General features: G+C 37.0%; 27 protein-coding genes and 1 pseudogene. 21 read left to right on the top strand and 7 right to left on the bottom strand.

The window, feature by feature from the left end:
- Positions 1-8 precede the first annotated feature (8 nt).
- The 5 genes from ctaD to GNT69_RS17555 all read left to right on the top strand — a co-directional run bounded on the left by ctaD (position 9) and on the right by GNT69_RS17555 (position 4,428).
- Positions 9-1,883 carry a cytochrome c oxidase subunit I gene (gene ctaD, locus GNT69_RS17575; protein ID WP_203556279.1) on the top strand — a complete coding sequence of 625 codons (1,875 nt, stop codon included), beginning with the start codon at positions 9-11 and terminating at the stop codon, positions 1,881-1,883.
- Positions 1,883-2,512, top strand: a complete 630-nt coding sequence (locus GNT69_RS17570; protein ID WP_203556278.1) for a cytochrome (ubi)quinol oxidase subunit III — start codon at positions 1,883-1,885, stop codon at positions 2,510-2,512. Before ctaD ends, GNT69_RS17570 begins: the two co-directional genes overlap by 1 nt.
- Positions 2,513-2,516: 4 nt before the next feature.
- On the top strand, positions 2,517-2,849 hold the full coding sequence (gene ctaF / locus GNT69_RS17565; protein ID WP_203556277.1) for a cytochrome c oxidase subunit IVB: 333 nt from the start codon (positions 2,517-2,519) through the stop codon (positions 2,847-2,849).
- Positions 2,850-2,998: 149 nt separating this feature from the next.
- Entirely contained in the window at positions 2,999-3,916 is a 918-nt protein-coding gene (ctaG, locus tag GNT69_RS17560) for a cytochrome c oxidase assembly factor CtaG (protein ID WP_203556276.1), read from the top strand.
- A 47-nt stretch (positions 3,917-3,963) separates the two neighbouring features.
- A complete protein-coding gene (locus GNT69_RS17555) occupies positions 3,964-4,428 on the top strand; it encodes a DUF420 domain-containing protein (protein ID WP_203556275.1) in 465 nt (154 codons plus the stop codon).
- A 76-nt stretch (positions 4,429-4,504) separates the two neighbouring features.
- On the opposite strand, the gene ytvI is transcribed toward GNT69_RS17555, so the two are convergent.
- On the bottom strand, positions 4,505-5,560 hold the full coding sequence (gene ytvI, locus GNT69_RS17550) for a sporulation integral membrane protein YtvI (protein ID WP_203556274.1): 1,056 nt from the start codon (positions 5,558-5,560) through the stop codon (positions 4,505-4,507).
- A 133-nt stretch (positions 5,561-5,693) separates the two neighbouring features.
- Positions 5,694-6,053 carry a YugN family protein gene (locus GNT69_RS17545; RefSeq protein ID WP_203556273.1) on the bottom strand — a complete coding sequence of 120 codons (360 nt, stop codon included), beginning with the start codon at positions 6,051-6,053 and terminating at the stop codon, positions 5,694-5,696.
- A 168-nt stretch (positions 6,054-6,221) separates the two neighbouring features.
- On the opposite strand from GNT69_RS17545, the gene GNT69_RS17540 reads away from it, so the two are divergent.
- The 8 genes and pseudogenes from GNT69_RS17540 to coaD all read left to right on the top strand — a co-directional run bounded on the left by GNT69_RS17540 (position 6,222) and on the right by coaD (position 10,892).
- Positions 6,222-6,653, top strand: coding sequence for a CBS domain-containing protein (locus tag GNT69_RS17540; RefSeq protein ID WP_203556272.1), 432 nt, complete (start codon positions 6,222-6,224; stop codon positions 6,651-6,653).
- A gap of 327 nt (positions 6,654-6,980) precedes the next feature.
- Positions 6,981-7,829 (top strand): annotated as a pseudogene (locus GNT69_RS17535) (CAP domain-containing protein); the annotation flags it as partial.
- A 79-nt stretch (positions 7,830-7,908) separates the two neighbouring features.
- A complete protein-coding gene (locus tag GNT69_RS17530) occupies positions 7,909-8,310 on the top strand; it encodes a YlbD family protein (RefSeq protein ID WP_203556270.1) in 402 nt (133 codons plus the stop codon).
- Between the two features lie 11 nt (positions 8,311-8,321).
- On the top strand, positions 8,322-8,561 hold the full coding sequence (locus GNT69_RS17525) for a YlbE-like family protein (protein WP_203556269.1): 240 nt from the start codon (positions 8,322-8,324) through the stop codon (positions 8,559-8,561).
- 85 nt (positions 8,562-8,646) lie between these two features.
- Positions 8,647-9,090, top strand: coding sequence for a YlbF/YmcA family competence regulator (locus GNT69_RS17520; RefSeq protein ID WP_203556268.1), 444 nt, complete (start codon positions 8,647-8,649; stop codon positions 9,088-9,090).
- Between the two features lie 120 nt (positions 9,091-9,210).
- A complete protein-coding gene (locus GNT69_RS17515; protein WP_203556267.1) occupies positions 9,211-9,486 on the top strand; it encodes a YlbG family protein in 276 nt (91 codons plus the stop codon).
- A gap of 348 nt (positions 9,487-9,834) precedes the next feature.
- The gene (gene rsmD / locus GNT69_RS17510) at positions 9,835-10,413 is read left to right on the top strand and encodes a 16S rRNA (guanine(966)-N(2))-methyltransferase RsmD (protein ID WP_203556266.1); all 579 of its coding nucleotides are present in this window, start codon (positions 9,835-9,837) and stop codon (positions 10,411-10,413) included.
- Positions 10,413-10,892 carry a pantetheine-phosphate adenylyltransferase gene (gene coaD / locus GNT69_RS17505; protein WP_203556265.1) on the top strand — a complete coding sequence of 160 codons (480 nt, stop codon included), beginning with the start codon at positions 10,413-10,415 and terminating at the stop codon, positions 10,890-10,892. Before rsmD ends, coaD begins: the two co-directional genes overlap by 1 nt.
- Before the next feature lie 21 nt (positions 10,893-10,913).
- Here coaD and ylbJ read toward each other — a convergent pair whose 3' ends face one another.
- A complete protein-coding gene (gene ylbJ / locus GNT69_RS17500) occupies positions 10,914-12,149 on the bottom strand; it encodes a sporulation integral membrane protein YlbJ (protein WP_203556264.1) in 1,236 nt (411 codons plus the stop codon).
- Positions 12,150-12,393: 244 nt separating this feature from the next.
- On the opposite strand from ylbJ, the gene GNT69_RS17495 reads away from it, so the two are divergent.
- Positions 12,394-13,185 carry a patatin-like phospholipase family protein gene (locus GNT69_RS17495; protein ID WP_203556263.1) on the top strand — a complete coding sequence of 264 codons (792 nt, stop codon included), beginning with the start codon at positions 12,394-12,396 and terminating at the stop codon, positions 13,183-13,185.
- Entirely contained in the window at positions 13,182-14,210 is a 1,029-nt protein-coding gene (locus tag GNT69_RS17490) for a SepM family pheromone-processing serine protease (protein ID WP_203556262.1), read from the top strand. Before GNT69_RS17495 ends, GNT69_RS17490 begins: the two co-directional genes overlap by 4 nt.
- Positions 14,211-14,268: 58 nt before the next feature.
- On the opposite strand, the gene GNT69_RS17485 is transcribed toward GNT69_RS17490, so the two are convergent.
- Positions 14,269-15,465 carry a nucleotidyltransferase gene (locus GNT69_RS17485; protein ID WP_203556261.1) on the bottom strand — a complete coding sequence of 399 codons (1,197 nt, stop codon included), beginning with the start codon at positions 15,463-15,465 and terminating at the stop codon, positions 14,269-14,271.
- 159 nt (positions 15,466-15,624) lie between these two features.
- Between GNT69_RS17485 and GNT69_RS17480 the strand changes: the two genes are divergently transcribed.
- The 4 genes from GNT69_RS17480 to GNT69_RS17465 all read left to right on the top strand — a co-directional run bounded on the left by GNT69_RS17480 (position 15,625) and on the right by GNT69_RS17465 (position 17,943).
- On the top strand, positions 15,625-16,149 hold the full coding sequence (locus GNT69_RS17480) for a YceD family protein (protein WP_203556260.1): 525 nt from the start codon (positions 15,625-15,627) through the stop codon (positions 16,147-16,149).
- Positions 16,150-16,232: 83 nt separating this feature from the next.
- Complete coding sequence (gene rpmF, locus GNT69_RS17475) at positions 16,233-16,406, top strand: 50S ribosomal protein L32 (RefSeq protein WP_046522242.1); 174 nt, start codon at positions 16,233-16,235, stop codon at positions 16,404-16,406.
- Positions 16,407-16,558: 152 nt separating this feature from the next.
- Positions 16,559-17,314 (top strand): enoyl-CoA hydratase/isomerase family protein, encoded by a 756-nt coding sequence (locus GNT69_RS17470; RefSeq protein WP_203556259.1) that lies wholly within the window; start codon positions 16,559-16,561, stop codon positions 17,312-17,314.
- A gap of 65 nt (positions 17,315-17,379) precedes the next feature.
- Positions 17,380-17,943, top strand: a complete 564-nt coding sequence (locus tag GNT69_RS17465) for an RsfA family transcriptional regulator (protein WP_203556258.1) — start codon at positions 17,380-17,382, stop codon at positions 17,941-17,943.
- A 65-nt stretch (positions 17,944-18,008) separates the two neighbouring features.
- On the opposite strand, the gene GNT69_RS17460 is transcribed toward GNT69_RS17465, so the two are convergent.
- The gene (locus GNT69_RS17460; protein WP_203556257.1) at positions 18,009-18,506 is read right to left on the bottom strand and encodes an N-acetyltransferase; all 498 of its coding nucleotides are present in this window, start codon (positions 18,504-18,506) and stop codon (positions 18,009-18,011) included.
- 149 nt (positions 18,507-18,655) lie between these two features.
- The gene (locus GNT69_RS17455) at positions 18,656-19,105 is read right to left on the bottom strand and encodes an Lrp/AsnC family transcriptional regulator (RefSeq protein WP_203556256.1); all 450 of its coding nucleotides are present in this window, start codon (positions 19,103-19,105) and stop codon (positions 18,656-18,658) included.
- Positions 19,106-19,371: 266 nt separating this feature from the next.
- On the opposite strand from GNT69_RS17455, the gene GNT69_RS17450 reads away from it, so the two are divergent.
- Positions 19,372-19,947: a chromate transporter gene (locus GNT69_RS17450; protein WP_203556305.1), complete on the top strand. Its 576-nt coding sequence runs from the start codon at positions 19,372-19,374 to the stop codon at positions 19,945-19,947.
- Positions 19,944-20,474 carry a chromate transporter gene (locus tag GNT69_RS17445; RefSeq protein WP_203556255.1) on the top strand — a complete coding sequence of 177 codons (531 nt, stop codon included), beginning with the start codon at positions 19,944-19,946 and terminating at the stop codon, positions 20,472-20,474. Before GNT69_RS17450 ends, GNT69_RS17445 begins: the two co-directional genes overlap by 4 nt.
- Before the next feature lie 43 nt (positions 20,475-20,517).
- Here the strand turns inward: GNT69_RS17445 and GNT69_RS17440 are convergent, their stop codons facing one another.
- Positions 20,518-21,375 (bottom strand): MurR/RpiR family transcriptional regulator, encoded by an 858-nt coding sequence (locus tag GNT69_RS17440; RefSeq protein WP_203556254.1) that lies wholly within the window; start codon positions 21,373-21,375, stop codon positions 20,518-20,520.
- Positions 21,376-21,470 lie beyond the last annotated feature (95 nt).

Below are 21,470 nucleotides of genomic sequence, written 5' to 3'. Positions count from 1 at the left end.
GTAAAACTGTGAGTACCGATACTCAAAAAAAAGGGGTAGGCGCTGTTATATGGGATTATTTAACAACAGTAGACCATAAAAAAATAGCTATCCTTTATTTAATAGCTGGAGGGTTTTTCTTTATCCTTGGTGGATTAGAAGCGATGATTATCCGAATCCAGCTAGCTATTCCAGATAATAATTTTGTTAGTGCAGGTTTCTTTAATGAAGTTTTAACAATGCATGGAACAACGATGATCTTCCTTGCTGCGATGCCGCTTTTATTTGCTTTTATGAATGCAGTTGTTCCATTGCAAATAGGGGCAAGGGATGTTGCTTTTCCATTCCTTAACTCTTTAGGATTTTGGTTATTCTTCTTTGGTGGCATATTTTTGAATCTTTCATGGTTTTTAGGTGGAGCTCCTGATGCAGGATGGACGTCCTATGCATCGTTATCATTGGCTTCTGAGGGGCATGGAATTGATTTTTATGTATTAGGATTGCAGATTGCGGGTGCTGGAACATTAATTGCAGGGATTAACTTCCTAGTAACGATCATCAATATGCGCGCACCTGGTATGACTTATATGAGGATGCCATTATTTACATGGACGACTTTTGTTGCATCTGCATTGATTTTATTTGCATTTCCACCACTTACAATTGGTTTATTCTTTATGATGTTTGATCGTTTGTTCGGTGCAAACTTCTTTGATCCAACAATGGGTGGGAATACAGTAATATGGGAACACTTATTCTGGATATTTGGACACCCAGAAGTATATATCTTAATTTTGCCAGCTTTTGGTATTTTCTCGGAGATTATCCCAACATTCTCTAGAAAGCGTTTATTTGGTTATTCTTCAATGGTATTTGCGACTGTTTTAATTGCTTTCTTAGGATTTATGGTTTGGGCTCATCATATGTATACAACTGGATTAGGTCCAATTGCGAATGCAATCTTCTCTGTTGCAACGATGGCAATCGCTGTACCAACCGGGATTAAAATATTTAACTGGTTATTTACGATGTGGGGCGGAAGTATTAAGTTTACTACCCCAATGATGTATGCGGCTGCGTTTATTCCGTCTTTCGTTATGGGTGGGGTAACCGGTGTTATGCTTGCGAGCGCTGCTGCTGACTATCAGTATCATGATACGTACTTTGTTGTTGCCCACTTCCACTATGTAATTATTGGCGGAGTTGTTCTTGCACTTCTGGCAGCAACACATTTTTACTGGCCAAAGATGTTTGGTACAATGCTTAACGAATTTTTAGGGAAAATTACGTTTTGGTTATTCCTAATCGGTTTCCATTTAACGTTCTTTATTCAACATTTCTTAGGTCTAATGGGGATGCCTCGTCGTATCTTCACTTTCTTACCAGGCCAAGGGTTGGAACTTGGGAATTTAATTTCTTCTATTGGCGCATTTTTTATGGCGATTGCGGTAATTATCCTAGTATATAATATTATTATTACTAGTATTAAAAACGAAAGAGTTAGTGGAGATCCATGGGGCGATGGACGTACGCTTGAATGGGCAGTCCCATCACCGCCGCCATATTATAATTTTAAGCAATTACCATTAACACGTGGTCTTGATCCGCTTTGGATTGAGAAAATGGAAGGAAAGAAAGAAATGACTCCTGCAGAACCACTAGGTGATATTCATATGCCGAACGGTTCGTTTATCCCATTTGTTATTTCCTTAGGGTTATTCATTGCTGCTTTTGGTGCGATGTATCGTTTAGATTATGGATGGGGACTTCCAATACTAATTATTGGTTTAGTGGTTACATTCGGTGCAATGTTTGTACGTTCAATTAAGGATGACCATGGTTACCATATTCCTAAGGAAGAATTGATGGATGAAGATGATGATAATAAGGGGGTAAAGGCATAATGCACGCTGATGAAAAAATGACTTATGAAACTTGGCCAGCGTCGCCTGAAAAAGCTACCCTTGAGGCTAAAAATAAGTTTTTGGGCTTCTGGTTATTCTTAGGTGGAGAGACTGTGCTATTTGCCACTCTCTTTGCTACTTATCTTGCACTCAAGGATAAGGTTCCAAGTGCAGATCATGCACTGGCAAAGGATTTATTTGAAATGCCACTTGTTTTCTTAATGACAATGATTCTATTGACAAGTTCATTAACAAGTGTATATGCAATGTATCATATGAAAAACTTTAATTTTAAGGGTATGCAACTTTGGCTTGGGATTACAGTTTTACTCGGGCTTTCATTCCTTTTGTTGGAAATTTATGAGTTTAATCATTATGTGCATGAATATAATCATAGCTTTACTAGTAGTGCATTTGGTTCTGCATTTTATACCCTTGTAGGCTTCCATGGTGCTCACGTTTTATTCGGTCTTTGCTGGATCGTAGGATTAATGGTTCGTAATGCTAAACGTGGGTTAAGTTTATATAATGCTCCTAAATTTTATGTTGCAAGCTTATATTGGCATTTTATTGATGTTGTATGGGTATTTATCTTTACAGTGGTATATTTAATGGGAATGGTGGGATAAAAGAATGGCGAGTCAACAACCAACTGCTAACCCAAGAGTCGATATTGAATACCGGCGCAAGAAGAATGCGGAGGAAATGAGATATCAAGTAATCAGTTTTTCTCTAATGATCTTTTTAACACTAATCGCTTTCGCTGCAGTCGGATTCGCGGATATTACAAATTGGTTTACGATACCATTCATTCTGCTCTTGGCTGTCGTTCAAGTTATATTTCAACTGTATTATTTTATGCATATGAGTCATAAAGGTCATGAAGCTCCACAGCTCTTTATTTATACGGGTGTGTTCATTGCTTTTATTATGGTTCTTGCTTTTATGACCATCATATGGTGGTAATGGTCTAATGACAAAGGGAAAATCGGCATCGTTTGCCGATTTTTTCTTTGTAAAGTTTCGGGTAGCAAATCCCGTTTGTTGCGGTTCAATTATATATACAGGTATAATGTAAATAGTGCTTCCTTAATCTATTATGAGGTGATTTATTTATGTTTTCGCTTGATCTTTTTGGTTTTAGAGCGAATTGGAGTCCGTATTATTTCCTCAGTCTCGCGCTAATTTTAATTGGTTATTATTTGCTCGTTTACAAGTTCTATCCTCGTTTCAAAGATGGAGAACGAGGGAAGAGAAAAGAAGTAGTGTTATTTACAGTTGGGATTGTTATTCTTTATGCTGTAAAAGGATCCCCTCTAGATTTGCTTGGACATATCACACTCTACGCACATATGATCCAAATGGCCGTCTTGTATTTAGTTATTCCACCATTACTTATATTGGGGCTTCCAAAGTGGCTATGGCGTTTCATTCTGAATAAACCAGGAATTAAGCAAATGTTTTCCTTTATGACAAAGCCGTTAATGGCCCTAATCTTATTTAATGGTTTCTTTTCCTTTTATCATATTCCATTAGTATTTGATTTTGTAAAAACAGATATGTGGCTGCATGCTGGCTATACGACGATGTTGTTTATATTTGCAATAGCGATGTGGTGGCCATTATTGGATGTTTTACCAGAGCATAAAAGTTTATCTGGACTTAAAAAAATCGGTTATATTTTTGCTGATGGAGTTTTAATTACTCCAGCATGCGCAATGATTATTTTTGCTGATACTCCTTTATATGCGACATACTCAGATCCTAATGCATGGGCACAAGCGCTCGCACTATGTGTACCAGCTACTACGTTATCGTATTTGAACTTAAGTGGTCCTGAAATGTTCAGTTCACTTTCGTTGCTTGAAGACCAACGTCTAGGTGGCGTAATCATGAAAATTATTCAAGAAATTGTATACGGAGCTGTTCTGACTTATACTTTCTATAGCTGGTATCGTAGTGAACGTAAAAAAGAAAAAGAAGAGTTGTCGCTTTATAGACAACAACATATTCAGCCACAACCTTCTGAATAAAAAAAGATAAACTACACAGAACTTCAAGAGAGAGAGGAACATGAATAATGGGGAACATTCCGATTCTTCCAACGATTAGTACATTCTTTATCGTGCTCAGTGCAATCACTGTCGCTATCGGTTGGTGGCAAATTAAACAGCGAAAAATTGAAACACATCGTAAAACAATGACAGTAGCAGCGATTTTTGCGATTATTTTCTTCGTTATCTATGCATCAAGGACAATTTTTATCGGAAATACTTCCTTCGGAGGCCCAGATGACATTAAAATCTACTATACGATCTTCCTTATCTTCCATATTGCTTTAGCAACTGGTGGAGCTATTTTAGGGATTATCTCTTTATGGACAGGATTTAAAAATCGTTTGGCTACCCATAAAAAATTAGGTCCAATTACTAGTATTGTATGGTTTTTCACAGGAATTACTGGTGTGGCTGTCTACTTACTGTTATATGTTTTTTATCATGGAGGAGAAACCACTTCACTCATAAAAGCGATTTTTGGAACATAAAAAAAGCTGTGTTAACAGCTTTTTTTTGACCACAGTAGGGACAGACTGTGGTCTTTTATATTGTTTTTTTAGGGAATTAAATTTTAAAATTTAATTTGATAATCCCCGCTTCTCTGGCGGTGTTAAAGGCAATCAAGAGAAGAGGCCCAATAATAAAACCAGCTACTCCAATTAACTTCAACCCAAGATACATAGCAATTAAAGTTGCAAGCGGTGATAATCCTATATGCGTCCCCATTACCTTCGGTTCGACCGTCCTTCTAATGATTAATAAAACAGCAGCTAAAATCGCCAATTTTGTCCCGATAATGACATCGCCAGCTAATAGTTGGAAAATAGCCCAAGGTCCCAGAATCGCAATTGAACCTATAATCGGAATAAAGTCGATAAACCAGATGATTAATGACATAAACAAAGCTACATCTGGGACAATCAGTAAAAGCCCGATAAATGAAACAAAAAAGATGATAATACTAAGAAGAAATTGTGCTTTGAAAAAGCCTGTCGTCACACTTGTGAGGCGTGTTGTCATAAATTGTACCTTTTTAGCCGTTTCATCAGAAAGAAAATTATAGAAACCCTTTTTAATTTTAGGTAAATCAAGAAGGAAAAGAAATAATGCAATTAAATAGACGAGAAAACTCACTAGATAGTTTGGAATATTCGTTAGCAATGCTTTTAAATTATTGATATTTATAAAGGCGAGTAAATCGTCTCGTAAGTTTATAAGAAATTCTTCTCCACGATCATTAATTTCATTGACGATCTCTTCTGGTAAATCGTTCGCAACCTCAATAAATCGCTCTTGTGCATCAAACCAAGCATTGGTAACTTCATTTATGTACCTTGGTGCATTTTCTACGACATTAATCGCTTCTGTTACGACTTTTGTCGTTACAATGTATCCAGAAAACCCGATGATGATGAGAAAAAGGATAAATGTAATTGTTACAGAAAGTTTGCGTCCTTTCGTTCGCTTTTGTAAGAACCGGACGAGTGGTTCAAGGATAAGAGCCGTAATAAATGCCCCGATTAATGGAACGGAAACAGGAAGGATAATATATATAAGTAATGTAATTAGGAGAACGGATAAAAGGATGGTTACATTCCTTTTTGTGAAAAATTTTGTCAAAGGTGGACTCCTTTCTTTTTTTACGCGAGATTACATTTATTTATTAATCTTATTATATAATGTATGTAATCATGATAACAATGAGAATTATGAAGAAAAAAAGACGCATGTATGCGCCTTTATTCCTTCTTTATTATAGGGCAATTTTTTCTACTTCTGTTTTTAAATCGCTTAAAATTTTCTCGCATTGGTCTACTAATGATTTCGGGAAGTGTTCCCCGTCACCATACTCAACTCCATGTGGGTAATAATGTTTCCCAACAAGGGGGTCAAGTAATTGAATCACTGCGCGATGGCTACCTACATCACCTTCAACAGAATATCCCTGTACTCGAAGATAATATGTCCCCTCTTTTAGGTCAAACCTCCGGTCATATGTAACCCTCTCATAATCCCATTGCCCATGTCGTTCTAAACCGAAATTTGGCATTAGTTCGTCTAAGCGATTCAAATCAGCTTTAAACTTTTCTAATCCAGTATTTTCAAACTTCATCCTCATCCCTCCTAAACACATCGAAGCAAAAAAACTTTATGGTTTACCCATCTCTATCAATAATAGTAAAAATAAGCAAAAGATGCAATGTATTAAATAGGCATAAATTGTATTTTTGCGGAGATTCTAATGATTGTGTAAGTGAATATGAAATAGGAGTTGATAGAAATGGGGAAAATCCGTAATATCATGACAACTGATGTAGAGTGTTGTACATTATTGGATAATGTTTATGAGGTTGCAGTTAAAATGAAGGAATATGATGTAGGAGCAATTCCAATTGTAGATGGAGAAACTCTTGTCGGCATGATTACAGATCGAGATATCGTTATTCGTGGGGTTGCAGACAAACACCCACCATCCTCGAAAGTTGAAAAGGTGATGAGTGATCATCTTGTTACGATTACACCTGAAACATCTACTGAAGAAGCAGCAAGATTGATGGCTGACCATCAAATCCGTCGACTGCCTGTTGTCGAAGGAAATAAGCTAGTAGGAATCGTATCATTAGGGGATTTTGCCATTAATCCGAAAATGGACCAGCAAGCAGAAGAGGCCCTGTCAGAAATCTCAGAACAAGATCGGAGCCAGTTACAATAAGGAAGAAGAAAAAAAGTGCTTTTCAAAGCACTTTTTTCATTTTATAAAACATTGTTTCAATCGAATATCACAGCAATCTTCTCATATACTGGTAGAAATTAAGGGTATAAAGGAGGAAGCCAGCTGCGTACTTTCGTCATCAAATTCACATTTATTGCCTTATCGATATTATTATTAATTATTTTTCATCATTTTGCTCTAAATCAATCGGTGGCTAACGAAAATGTAATTGCAGGAGTAGAAGACGAAACAGCTGAGCAGATGAACTGGCTAGAAGAACCGTTTAAGTGGCCTGATACTAGTTTTGGAGCATTAATGGGTCAAGATGTAGAAACCTTGATGGCAAAGCTAGGAGAACCAGCCAGGAAAGATTTATCCGCATATGGATATACATGGTTTATCTATAATCAGGAAGTTGACCAGTATATTCAAGTAGGAGTATTAAAAAATAAAGTTGTTACCCTTTATATATTTGGAAATGAGGCGAATATTGCTCCGTTCCAAATTGGACAAACGATTAATAAGAAAGAGTGGGTTCGTTCTGAAGTTAACTGGCATTCGGAAAACGGTTTCTATTTATTTAAATTGTCAAAGGAAGATATGGATCAGCGGCCGTTAATTAAGCTAGGTGATACATTTGTACAAGTTTATATTGATACGTTTACTAATACACTCTCTAGTATCCGCTTGCTTGATGGTGAAACTGTTGTTAAGCATAAAGACTATGAAATGTTATATCGTGGCCAATTAATAAAAACAGAGGAACTAAATGATGCTGATTGGAGACGAATTGAAATGGGAAAGAAGCAGCAAATTTATGATGTAACGAATGTAATTAGAAATAGATATGGACTGGAAAGTCTTTTGTGGGATGAAAAAACAGCCTCAACAGCTTATACGCATAGCAAAGATATGATGGAATCACATTATTTTTCTCATCACTCAGAAAAGTACGGTTCACTGGAAGATCGCTTAATGTCTTCTAATGTTTTTTTTCAATTTGCTGGGGAAAACATTGCTGCAAACTACTGTGATGGTCCGGCAATTGTAGAAGCTTGGATGAACAGTAAGGGTCATCGAGAAACCCTATTGAGTAAAGATTTTACACATATAGGAGTTGGTGTTTATCGGAAGTATTACACGCAAAATTTCCTGCGTAAGAGCAATGATAGATAAGACATCGAAGTTTGAATCACCTTTTTTTCCTTCATACATAAATTATTATAGGCAATTGTAATGATGCGAGGTGATGAACATGGCAACGAAAGAGCTACATCCCACTATTAAGCAGTTTAAAGAATTCGTTAAAAAAAATCCGAAATTAGTTCAAGAAGTTAGAAATGAAAAGGCAACATGGCAAGAGTTATATGAAGAGTGGTACTTACTTGGGGAAGATGACAGTCGGTGGGATCCTTACCGTGAAGGTGCCACAGAGAAGGCGAAAACGACGACTCAAGAAAACAAAGGAGATTGGGTAGCTAAAGTGATGACAGCTGTAAAAAATATGGATTCTGACCAGATACAAGGTCAAATTCATCATTTAAGTCAAGCCATTGCAGCAATACAGGGTGTACTCTCGCAGTTCCAAGGAAATCAACCTACAAATACACCGAAAAATGATGGCCCTCCACATCCTTTTTCTTTTAGAAAAGATTGAAGGAGCGTACTATGAGAAAAGAAATAATTGAACAGATTCGTCAACAAAAGGAATTACAAGAATTTATCAGACTTCAGCCTCATTGGTACCGAAGATTATCAAGGAACCCGAATGAGTTTAGCTCACTAGAAATTTCCGCTCTGCATTTTTATGAGCGAACAATCCCGCACCAAGTTCAAAAGTTTACGAATGGAGTACAGATGGCGTCCATGATGATGCAAATGTTTGCAAATATGAATTCACAGACATAAGCTACTTTTGAACAAAGAAGCTATTTTTGGTTGCATCGCTTTTCTCACCGATTCGTGTTAGAATATTGTACGGAGGTGGGCAACCATGCTTGCTACAATTGAAAGAGTTGAACTTTTGGATAAAGCGGATGAACTTATTCAAATGGTCCTAAATTCCGATGTCGTTGAAAATTATCGGCAATCTCTATATAAAGTTAAAACAACGAAGGAAACACAACATAAGATTCACGCTTTTGTTAAGATGAAGGAACGCTATGAAGAAGTGCAAAGGTTCGGAAGGTATCACCCTGAGTATAAAGAAGTCATGAGTCAAATTCGAATTTTGAAAAGGGAAGTAGACCTTGATGACTGTGTTTCAGAATTTAAAAAAGCAGAAAACGATCTTCAAGGGTTATTGGACGAAATTAGCGTTATCATTGGCAAATCTGTTTCTGATCATGTAAAAGTGCCGACAGGAAACCCGTTTTTTGATACTGCTGGAGGATGTAGCGGTGGCTGTGGGAGCGGCGGAAGTTGTGGATGTTCGTAAGCATGGGGTCTCCCATGCTTTTGTTTTTTGGAAAACTTTTCTAATGGGTGATTGTAAAGAGTAGTCTATTTATGCTAAACTATGAAAAAAAACAGATATGTTTTTTGAAGGGGAAGGAATATGATTGGTCAAAGACAAGGAATCATTATTTGGCTTTACTCATTAAAGCAGGCTAAAATGCTTAGAAGATTCGGGAATGTCCATTACGTATCACGTAGGCTAAAATATGTAGTCCTGTATTGCAATCAAGAGGACACGGAGGCATTGATTCAGAAAATCAGTTCATATTCCTTTGTAAAAAAGGTTGAACCCTCCTATAAGCCATTTTTAAAAATGAAATACGAAAATTCAATCCCTGATAAAGCAAAAGAATATGACTATAAGATGGGGATTTAATAAAGCGTTTAGCACCTTTGCTTTTTGACGAGAGGCGCTTGCGCTTTTTGTCTTTGCTTTTAAGGTTCGCCAAACGATGATATAAAAAAAGAAAACCCTGCATATTTGCAGGGTCCTTCCACATCTCATATTTGAGATAGAAGGCAAAGGGAGAGGAGAAACCGGAGGAAGAACTTAAGGGGAAACGTAAGTCTTCTCCGCGGTTGGCAACAACATCCTCGAATTGATGTTGTTAATTATATTATTTCCACAAAAGAGAAGCTTATACATTTTTGGATACTATTTTTTTATGTGAGGAAAGCTAAGTGAGGAAAAATGGTCGATACTCATTAGTGAGGGAGTTAGAATATGAGGGTTGTATCAGGAAAATTAAAAGGATATCGATTGAAAGCGGTTCCTGGTCATACGACTAGACCGACAACAGATAAGGTAAAAGAGGCTTTGTTTAATATGATTGGTCCTTATTTTGCTGGCGGCGTAGGTCTTGATTTATTTGCTGGCAGCGGTGGGCTAGGAATTGAGGCTTTAAGCAGAGGACTTGAGAAAGTTATTTTTGTTGATTTAGATCCAAAAGCGATCAAAATTATTAATGAAAATATTGATGCGTGCAACTTAGTACAACATGTAGAGGTTTATCGAAACGAAGCAAAAAGAGCATTAAAAGCGATTAAAAAAAGAGAAATCCAGTTTGATTACATTTTTTTGGATCCGCCTTATAAAAAACAACAACTTGTTAACTTAGTAGAAATAATCGATCATGATCATTTGCTAAAAGACGATGGGATAATTATTTGTGAACATGATGCTGAAATAAAATTACCTAAAAATATTACGAAATTCGACCAAATTCGATACGAAGAATATGGTATTGTAGGCTTATCAATTTATACATATAAAGAAAAGGAAGAGGAAGAAGGGAGAACATAATGGCGTCAATAGCTGTTTGTCCAGGTAGTTTTGATCCAATTACGAATGGTCATTTAGATATTATTTCGAGAGGAGCAAAGGTGTTTGATGAAGTATATGTATCAGTACTTAATAATTCATCGAAGAAACCTTTGTTTACTGTAGAAGAAAGAATGGAATTGATACGGACTGTAACAAAAACCATTCCGAATGTAAAAGTTGATACTTTTAATGGGTTAATGGTTGAATATGCGGCGAGTATCAATGCGAATACTGTCATTCGTGGGTTAAGAGCTGTATCAGACTTTGAGTATGAAATGCAAATTACTTCTATGAACCGATTACTTAACAAAAAAATTGAAACACTTTTCATGATGACAAATAACCAGTATTCATTCTTAAGTTCAAGTATCGTGAAAGAAATCGCCCAATATCATGGTGATATTTCAGAACTTGTTCCGCCGGAAGTGGAACAAGCATTAATTGCCAAATTTAAATAAAAGCGAGCCATTGGCTCGCTTTTATTTAGATTCATTCTGCATCCGTTTGTAGTAAATAAGGATATAAATCAATAAAGAACAAAGGGTAATTAAAGGACCTAATTCCGTAAATGAGAAATGGAAATCAGCTAATTTAGAACCTTCCTCTACAAGTCTATTCATTACAGGCATTGCATTAGACGGACTTTCTGACTGAAAAAAACGGATATAAACGGGTTCCCATAAAAGTAGTGTATAAAGAGCAGCAAGTACACCATGAAAAATTCTGGCGATGAAAAAAGGCTTAAAGCGAATATCTGTAGGTGCGAGAAGACTTGCCACTTGTGCTTGGACACTAAACCCACCGAAACCAAGGATAAAGCTAGTAATAATCATTTGATTTAATAAAGTTGCGTCTTGAACTTGACTAGCTAATTGACTTCCCATTGTGATTTCAAATAGGCCAGAAATAAACGCCATACTTAACATTTCATTTAATCCAAGGAATTGTAAGGCTAGTTCAATAAAGCTGGCTAGAAACGCAGTTATCCCTAAAAGAAATAGAATTTTATTAATAACAGAGAAAATAATAATGAATCCACCGATCATTAACAGTGTTTGGATGGATGACATAACAGCGTCACCAAGTAATTTTCCGATTGGACGCTCATCATTAACCCGAGTTTCATGTAATGCAGAAAAAGCTGCGAGAAGAGAAACCTTTCTTTTCTTTTCTTTAGGTTCGTCATTTGCATTATCTTCATTATTACCATAAAATCTCATCAATAACCCAACGCTTATAATCCCAAGATAGTGCGCCATTGCTAGAATCACCCCAAGTTGGGCGTTATGAAAAAAGCCTACTGAAACGGCTCCAAAAATAAATAGAGGATTAGAAGAATTGGTAAATGAAGCAAGTCTTTCGGCTTCTATTTTACTAAGCTGTTTGTCCAATCTTAATGTAGCTGTAAGTTTTGCTCCAGACGGAGAACCTGATGCCATACTCATTGCCCATACAAAACCACCTACACCCGGTACGCGGAATAACGGTCTCATGAAGGGCTCAAGGAGGACACCAATAAACTTTACAACACCAAACCCAATTAATAATTCAGATAAGATGAAGAAAGGGAGTAATGACGGAAAAACGATTTCCCACCACATATTTAACCCTCTTATGGATGCGTCTAATGATTCTTTCGGAAAAATAATCATTGATGCCGCCAAAACAGTAACCGAAATGGCAAGGAATATTGTTTTTAACTTTGATTTAAACACAAAACATCCTCCCTACGCAGCGCTTCTGCTGTGAAACCTAATTAAACAGTGATAAAATAAAGAATATTATCTATTAGCACGATGGTTATATATGGACTACATATTGTACTTAAGAACCAAATTAAGCCATATATAAGAAGTAGGAACATCATTGAATAACACCTTGTCCTCATATAATCCAATATACTGGTCAAAATTGAATTTTAGACCAAAAGTTTATCTAAGATAAAAGGGGGAAATTGATTTGAGGCGTCCCAAAATTGGTTTAGCTCTTGGGTCGGGGGGAGCTCGAGGGTTTGCTCATCTTGGTGTGATAAAGGTGCTGAAGGACGCGAAAATTCCAATCGATATGATTGCTGGAAGCAGTATGGGAGCGATGGTTGGTTGCTTTTATGCTGCGGGTTTGGACATAAATCGGCTTTATAAATTATCAAAAGCTTTCAAGAGAAAATATTATTTGGATTTTACTGTACCTAAGATGGGCTTTATTGCTGGAAAGAGAGTAAAGGAGCTTATTCGAATATTTACACATGGGAAAGAATTGCAACAATTAGATATCCCGACCGCTGTTGTCGCAACCGATTTAGTTTCAGGTGAAAAAGTGGTTTTTAAAACAGGGCCGATTGCAGATGCTGTTAGGGCGAGTATAGCCATCCCCGGAATTTTTACTCCGGAAAAATTGAACGGACGTTTATTAATTGATGGTGGCGTCGTCGATCGTATTCCTGTATCTGTCGTAAAGGAAATGGGGGCTGATCTCGTCATAGCTGTAGATGTTTCTCATGTTAAAACAAAGGTTGAAATTTCATCTATATTTGATGTAATTATGCAAAGTCTTGATATTATGCAAATGGAACTTGTAAAAAGTAGGGAATATGCATCAGATATTATGATAAGGCCAAGAGTAGAAATGTATAGTTCTAAGGAATTTACTAATATTGATGAAATTATTTCCATCGGTGAGGAAGAGGCAAAAAAGAATATCGTAAAAATCAATGAAGTAATTGCGCAATGGAAGGAGCCGCAATCATCATGAGTAACAAAAGAACATTAAGATTAACACTAATATTAGCCGTGCTGCTCTTTATTAGTTCATTATACCATTTGCCCTATTATGTATCTAAACCTGGAATGGCTAAAGAGTTAGCGCCAATTATCAAGGTTGAAGGTGGACATGAGATAGAAGGTAGTTTAATGTTAACAACCATTAGAATGGGAAGAGCGAATATTTATTCCTATTTGATGGCTCAATTTAGTGATTACCAACATATTTACACATTAGAGGAAATCCGTGGTGAGAATGAAACAGATGCAGATTATACGAGTCGGCAGCTTCATATGATGGATCACTCGAAAATGAATGCAATTGAGGTTGCCTATAAAAAGGCAGGCCTGCCTATTGAGTATAAATATAAAGGGATTTTTGTTCTTCAAGTGATCCCTGATATGCCAGCAGAAGGAAAATTGGAAGTCGGGAACCGTATTGTTGAAATTGATGGGAACAACTTCAACTCCTCTACAGAATTTATCAACTATGTTTCAAGCAAAGATGCGGGTGAAACAATTACATTGACTGTTGATAAAAACGGCCATACAGAGAAATTGGAGCTTGCTTTGCAAGAATTTAGTGATAATAGTGGGCGGGCCGGGATTGGAATTTCATTAATAGATGATAAGGAATTGGTGGTTGACCCTAAAGTCGAAGTGAAAACAGATGAAATTGGCGGACCTTCGGCAGGCTTGATGTTTTCACTAGAAATTTATAATCAGTTAATAAAAGAGGATTTAACGAAAGGGTATCATATTGCCGGAACTGGGACGATTTCCCCGGATGGAAATGTTGGTCGAATTGGTGGGATTGAGCAAAAGATTGTGGCTGCTGATAAAGCAGGTGCGGATTTCTTTTTAGCCCCGAGTGAAGAGGGAGGTCAAGATTCAAATTATGAAGTAGCTGTTCAAACGGCTGCTGATATAAATACAACTATGAAGATTATTCCGGTCGATCATTTTGATGATGCTATTTTTTTCTTTGAAAATTTGAAACAAAAACAAGCTGATTGAAACTTCAGCTTGTTTTTCTCGCTCTTTTAGAAATGACCAAAAAGTCTACTGTCGATCACTATATATAAATGGGTGGTTGTGAAAATTCGAGTTTGAGAAGCTCGTTTTGTTTTTCGATTGGTAGGCCTAGTGAATACATTCTTGATGCACGGATGTCGAGTTCAAGCAAGTCACTATTTGCCGATACTTTTGAAATGACAGGGAGGGTGAAATGATTTTTATTCATATGTAAATATTCTCTGCCTGCCTTCGTCATACCTAATAGCCTTAAATAGTCAGCCTTTTCTGTCTTAATCATTTCTTCCCTTTTAATATTCATTAATAGATGGAGACAAACCCTTTGCAATCTTGTCCACGTATATCGTTTCGTTTTAACAATTTTCATGAAAGTTTGGAAAGAATCTGCATGAATAGCGGCATTAAATAGTCTGTTTTCTATGCCTTCTTCAACTTCATGGTACTCCTTTAGTTCGTTTCGTTGGCATTGAAGCAGTTTATATCTTAGTAATGGCCAATAATTTTCCCATGAATGGAATTGTCCATAATCTTTTTTATATTTTAAGAGTAAATGATAAGAAGTATGCGGAAGATAAGAGTGAACCCCGCTAACATTAGTAAATAATGCTTTTCGTATGCTTGTTGCACTTGCAATGGTATTTGAGGAAAACTGGTCGTCATGATATTGTGCATTCTTTCGTGTAATCGTCATTGCTTTTATTGATGCTTGTTGTTTCTTAATAGCAGAAACATATTGTAAGCCTAGACTATTGTTTGGTTTTGTTAAATCAAGCAGCTGATTGTTGTCTGCAAGCGAATCAAAACTAAGTGAAACGGCTTTTGGATAGCTCACCCCTTGGCCGCTATATTCTTTTACACTTTTATGGAAAGATTCCTCATTTTCATCAAGAAAACTTAGTGTATTAGTGAAAGTCTGTAGGTCACCAGATTCGCTTCCGAAACAAAGGGAATCACACCGTGCAGCTTCGAGAATTGACACAGCTCCGCCTGCAAAAATATCAGCATTTTGCGTGGCAAACCGATAAGGCAATTCGAAAACGAGATCAACACCACCAAGCAAAGCCATTTCGGTACGCGCCCATTTGGATAATAATGCTGGTTCACCACGTTGTAGGAAGTTGCCGCTCATGACTGCAATAACAATTGAGGCGCCAGATGTTTCTTTAGCTCGCTCAAGATGGTACTTATGGCCATTATGAAAAGGATTATATTCAACAATTACCCCGACTGCTTTCATTTTTCCTCCTTCATTTCTTCTATCATGTAAGAAAGAAGAATCGCTAAACGGAAAGTGTTTAAATCTATGTAATAACGTTTACATTATACTGTAAAGAAAAAATATTGACAAATAGGTAAGCGAAAGCTATAATTACCTTTGTTGCCTTGGGGTGATTCTATGAAATGGACAATGAGTCAGTTACAAAAATATCGAAACAAGGACTTTGCGGTGGATGAAACGATAAAGGTGGATGAGATTAAAGATGTTGATTCATCCATTCGTGACGTATCACCGATGCATATAACGGGTAGGGTTGACATTAGTTCAACAAAAATAACCTTTCATATTCGTATTGTTGGTTATTTGATCCTTCCTTGTTCTCGGACACTGGTTGATGTTAACTATCCAGTTAATGTAGAAACAACTGAAACCTTCCTTTTAGGTGAAGCTGAATATGAAACCGGTGAAGAAGTACATCGTGTAAAAGGCGATGTCATTGATTTAATGCCTGTGATTAGAGAAATTCTCTTACTTGAAGTGCCAATGCAGGTTTTTAGTGATGATGACAATAGCAAGGGTGGTGCTCCCCAATCAGGAAAAGATTGGGAAGTGATTCGCGGAAAAGAAAAGCAACAAAAAGTGGATCCACGGCTTGCCGAACTCGCCAAGTTCTTTGAACAAAATGATTCATCAAATGATTGAATCACCTGTACTAAAATGATGAAGAACCGGTTAATCTGGACTTCAACAAACTACCTTTAAATCTCTTTAAGGAGGTGGGAAGAATGGCTGTACCATTTAGAAGAACGTCTAAAACTGCAAAAAGAAAACGCCGTACTCATTTTAAATTACAAGTTCCAGGCATGGTTGCGTGCCCTAACTGCGGTGAAATGAAACTTGCTCACCGTGTATGTAAAGAATGCGGAACATACAAAGGAAAAGAAGTCGTAAATGACTAATTTTTCTTGAATAAAAAGCACAGGACACCTCCTGTGCTTTTTTGTCGTTCAGGTAATGCTTGACAACGTGCCCGAACAAGGTGCTACCACTTTTGTTTCTCTAAATGGTAAAATAATGAAGATATTGATGTTGCTAATAGGGAGGAGAAACAATGAACGCGTATTCCATAACAGAAGAGCAAAATGGCTTGTTATTTTTTAAAATTAATAGGGAAAAGAAAAGGAATGCAGTAAATTATGAAGTGATCGAAGGGTTAGAAACAGCGGTTGAAATAGCAGAATCTTCGGATATTAAAGCATTCATAATTACAGGAGTAGGAGAGAAAGCGTTTTGTTCTGGTGGTGATTTATCTGAATTTCATCAACTAAAAACGAGAGACGAGGCCTATCCGATGCTTTCGAGGATGGCAAATATAGTTGGGAAGATCCTTCTACTTTCTAAACCAACAATTGCGTTAATGAATGGCACGGCGACAGGTGGAGGTTGTGAGATTGCCACAGCGTGCGATTTCCGCCTAGGAAGAAAAGGATTGAAGGCTGGTTTTGTTCAAGGCGGGCTTGGAATCACAACAGGATGGGGAGGAGGAACCATTCTATTTGAGAAGTTTCCTTCGTCAGTAGCCCTTAAAATGCTAGCGGACAGTACGATTTACTCAGACGAGGAACTTTTAAAAATGGGTTTTTTGAATGAGTTATATGATGGGGATTCTTATGAAAGTTGTCTTACTTTCCTTAATAAGTTATTGGAAAAGGACCCGAGCGTCTTAGCAGCCTACAAGTCAATATTGAAGCGAAAATGGCTGGAATCCTCTATTCTTGAAAGAATAGAAAAAGAGGTGGAGAATTGCGCGATCTTATGGGGGGAAGAACTACATCATCAAAAAGTTGATGAATTCTTAAAAAAATAATCACTTTATTCTATCTTTCCTAGTAGAAGCATATGAATGAAATAAAAACTAGGAGGGATGGTCTGATGCCTATCACCCGACAAGATGCATGGACACAGGATGAGGATTTACTTCTTGCTGAAACTGTTCTGCGTCATATAAAAGAAGGTGGAACACAGCTTAAGGCTTTTGAAGAAGTAGGAAAAAGACTTTCTAGAACAAGCGCTGCCTGTGGATTTCGTTGGAATTCATTTGTTCGCAAGCAGTATACATCTGGGATTGAACTCGCAAAAAAACAACGAAAAGAATTAAAGAAGCAGTCTAAAAAGATTGAAAGTTCCGAAGAAATGTCGTCACCTATCGCAACTTCTTTCGACTCAAAAGGAAAAGAATCAATTGATATCGTTACTGTAAAGGGGTTTATTGATAAACTGTATGCGAAAGTTGAAAAGTCACAAAGTCAAGCAGATACCATCGCAAAATATGAGGGACGCATTAATGAACTTGAAGCAACCGTTTCTCAATTGACAGCTGAAAGGGAAAAACTCAGTTCTCATCTGCAAGCAATTGAAAATGATCACCGCGCGCTGCTTGGGATTATGGAGCGAGCCAAAAAGATAGTGGGTGGAAAAGATGACCAAACAGGTTGAGAGAATAAAGTGCCTTCGGAGATTTCCGAGGGCACTTTATAGTGAATGATAGTGAGTAAATGAATTTACTCACTAATACTGTGTGAGGATTCATGGATTTGTGCTTTCACACCATTAGGGTACCATACAAATGGGTTTTCCCCGCGATCGCGTTCAACCTCATAAGTGACAGGGGTGAAGCCCATTGAAGCCCAAAATTCGGAGGAATTAACTCTTCCGTTTGTTTTAATAGGAAGTCCCAATGTTTTAGCGAATTCTACTAAGGTTCTCCCATAACCTTTTCCTTGATAATCAGGTAAAACTTCAAGTTTCCAAAGTTCCAAATAATCTTGCGGTGGATCAAAGTAGCGATCAAATTTCGCTTCAATTTGATAGAGGCTCATCCTTGCGACGAGCCGATCACCGAAATAAATTCCGTAAAATGGCGACTCGCTGCCATTTTCAATTAAGTTTGCCTCAAGTTCTTCAAGCATAGACAGCTCCTGCTGTCCATATTGTTTGAACTTTTTAAACTCCTCAAGTGTCTTATAATTAATTTTTAATTTTTCTACTTTATGAGTCACCTTAAATCCCCCTATTTAGCTGCTTTGCAGAATAGAAACTCAAATATTAAGATTGCAGCTTTTATTATTACTATTATATATGAAATAAATGAAAACTTCTGCAATTTAAGATTAAGAAAGCGTTTTCTAAATTTTGTAAGTGATGAATTTTATAATTTTAAACCGGTTCTACTCTTAAATCGTCGTAATAAAATATGACTTTCCACTCTCGTAATGCCGTGAAGGCTGTATAATTCTTCATTAATAAAGCTTTCTAACGCACTGAAATCTTCAACAAGAACATGCATATGCAACGTGCTTGGTCCCGTCATTTGATAACAACTAGCGACATGTGGATTATTCGCCAAATTTTCAGCCACATTTACTAATGATGATGGTTCACAATCCACTTCAAAAAAAGCAGAAACAGATTTGCCGACTTTTTCTGAATTAATTACGATTGAGAATTTTTCAATTACCCCATTTTCTATGAGTTGATTGACTCTTTCACGAATAGAAACACGCGATAGATTCACTTCTTTCCCGATATCTACGTAGGACATTCTTCCATTTTCACTTAAAAGCTGTAGAATCCTTCGATCAATTTCGTCTAATTTCATTCATCCACCACATTTCAAACGAATTTTTAATTAATTAGAAATTAAGCGATAGCAAGTTTAGATTTTTTGTCATTTCTGAACATTGTATAGATTTGTCGTTATTCTATGTATTATAATAATAAAAAGGTTCCTTATTGTAAAGGCAAATGGATAAAATGCTTTCGTTATGGAGTTTTGTTTCCGTTTTTTTAATGCTATATGATTATCCATCCGTTTTAATAAGGCTCTAGATTAGATGGTATAGATAACCAAAAGGGTGATGAATGATGGTCCATAGGCAATTGTTTTTAGCTTTTTTTCGTGTTGGAATATTAGGATATGGTGGTGGTCCTTCCTCAATTCCCCTCGTACATAAAGAAGTAGTGGAAAAGTATAAATGGATGGATGAGGATGAGTTTGCTGATGTATTGGCACTTGGAAATGCACTTCCAGGTCCGATTGCAACGAAGATGGCAGGCTATATTGGCTATCGAGTTGCTGGAATTCTCGGGTTGTTAAACGCTGTGCTCGCGACAATTGTCCCGACGATTATTTTAATTATCTTTCTATTAACCTCCTTATCTTCCTTTAAGTCACTACCATGGGTAGCTGGAATGACGAAAGCGGTTGTACCTGTTGTAGGTGTAATGTTAGCGACGCTTACTTGGGACTTCTTAAAAAAATCAAAAAATAGTCTTGGATTTTTGAATGCTAGTCTTTTTGTGATTGTTAGCCTTTTTTTACTAGAAGTCCTAAGTTTCCATCCAGCTGTTGTCATTGCAGGCTTATTAATAGTTGCATTAGTAAAAAAAGATAAGTCAGCTAAAGTGGAACAAAGGGTAGGAAAAGGGGTAGATTTATGATTTATTGGCAAATATTCCTAGCATTTTTCATCCCAGGGATCGTCGGATATGGTGGAGGCCCGGCATCAATCCCTCTTGTCGAAAAAGAAGTGGTTGGTCGTTATGGATGGTTAACTGTATCAGAATTCAGTGAAGTGTTAGCGATGGGAAATGCGCTTCCAGGTCCGATTGCTACAAAAATGGCAGGCTATATTGGCTTTCAGCAAGGAGGAATTCTCGGTGCAGGAATTGGGGTTTTCGCTACTGTAGCACCATCACTTATTTTAATGGTCGTACTTCTAGGCCTATTATTAAAATATAAAGAATCACCTAAAGTAAAACGAATGACAACTTATGTTCGTCCGACTATTGCTGTACTATTAGGAGGAATGACATTAAGCTTTATTAACACTTCTTTCTCTGGAATTGGCAGTGTTCAAACATTAATCTTAATTATTGCGAGCTTTCTGCTATTGGAAAAGTTTAAAGTCCATCCTGCCTTTGTTATTCTCGGTTCACTCGTTTACGGAGCAATTTTTTTAGCGTGAATTTCTTAAAAGAAAGAGTCTTTAGGATCCTAAAGACTCTTTTTTAAAGGCGTTTTACAGCCATTGCATTTCTCAATTTATTAATTGATTGTTTTACTTGATCTTTCATCTGAAGGCAGACGCTTACATACAGAGCGTCAATGATACTTAATTGTGCAAGCCGTGAAGCCAGAGCTTCCGTTCTGAATTCTGTTTCTTCAGACATCGTTAGCAATGAAATGTCTGCGATTTGACTGAGCGGCGTGTTGCCATAATGAGTAATTCCAATTGTTTTCACACCGTTCGATTTAGCGATATTCAGGATTTCAATTGCGTCTTTACTCGTTCCTGAATGAGAAATGCAGACAATGACATCTTCACATGTTAATTGAGCTGCGCTCATCATTTGTAAGTGAGGGTCATTATACCAGCTTGAGAGTAACCCTGTTCGCAAAAACTTATGATGTGCATCTAATGCAATTGGCCCAGAACCACCATTTCCATAAAAATCGATTTTCCTAGCTCCAATTAGAACGTTTGTCGCTTTTGTAAAATCATTGAAATTGATGATTTTTGATGTATCTTCCAATGTTCTTATATTGGACTTAAACACTTTTGTTATGATCGCTTTTTCGTCGTCACCATCGTTAATTTCGGCATGGATTTCTTTTAGTGGAGCCTTACTTTCAGTAGCTAAGGCGATTTTTAAGGCTTGATACCCTTTAAACCCAATTCTTTTACAAAAACGGAAGACAGTAGCATCGGCAATGCCCAACTCTCCAGCAATTTCATTAATCGTTGCGTGAATGATCTTTTCGGGATCGCTTAGGATCAGGTCGGCTACTTTTTTTTCTTTATCGCTAAGCTGTGGATAAATGGCGCGAATCCGCAGAAAGCAGGTGGGTGTTTGTGAATCAGTCATTTTTTATCTCCTAACATTTATTCTTTTATTTATTTTTGCATGAGCAATTTTGTTATTCAACTCTCATCTTTTAAAGCTTGGGCCTTTGAATGAAA

It is taken from the genome of Bacillus sp. B15-48, assembly GCF_016879755.1.
Lineage (GTDB): Bacteria > Bacillota > Bacilli > Bacillales > Cytobacillaceae > Mesobacillus_B.
Note: the sequence above shows the minus strand (reverse complement) of the source record. Positions and strands in the feature narration are given on the sequence as shown.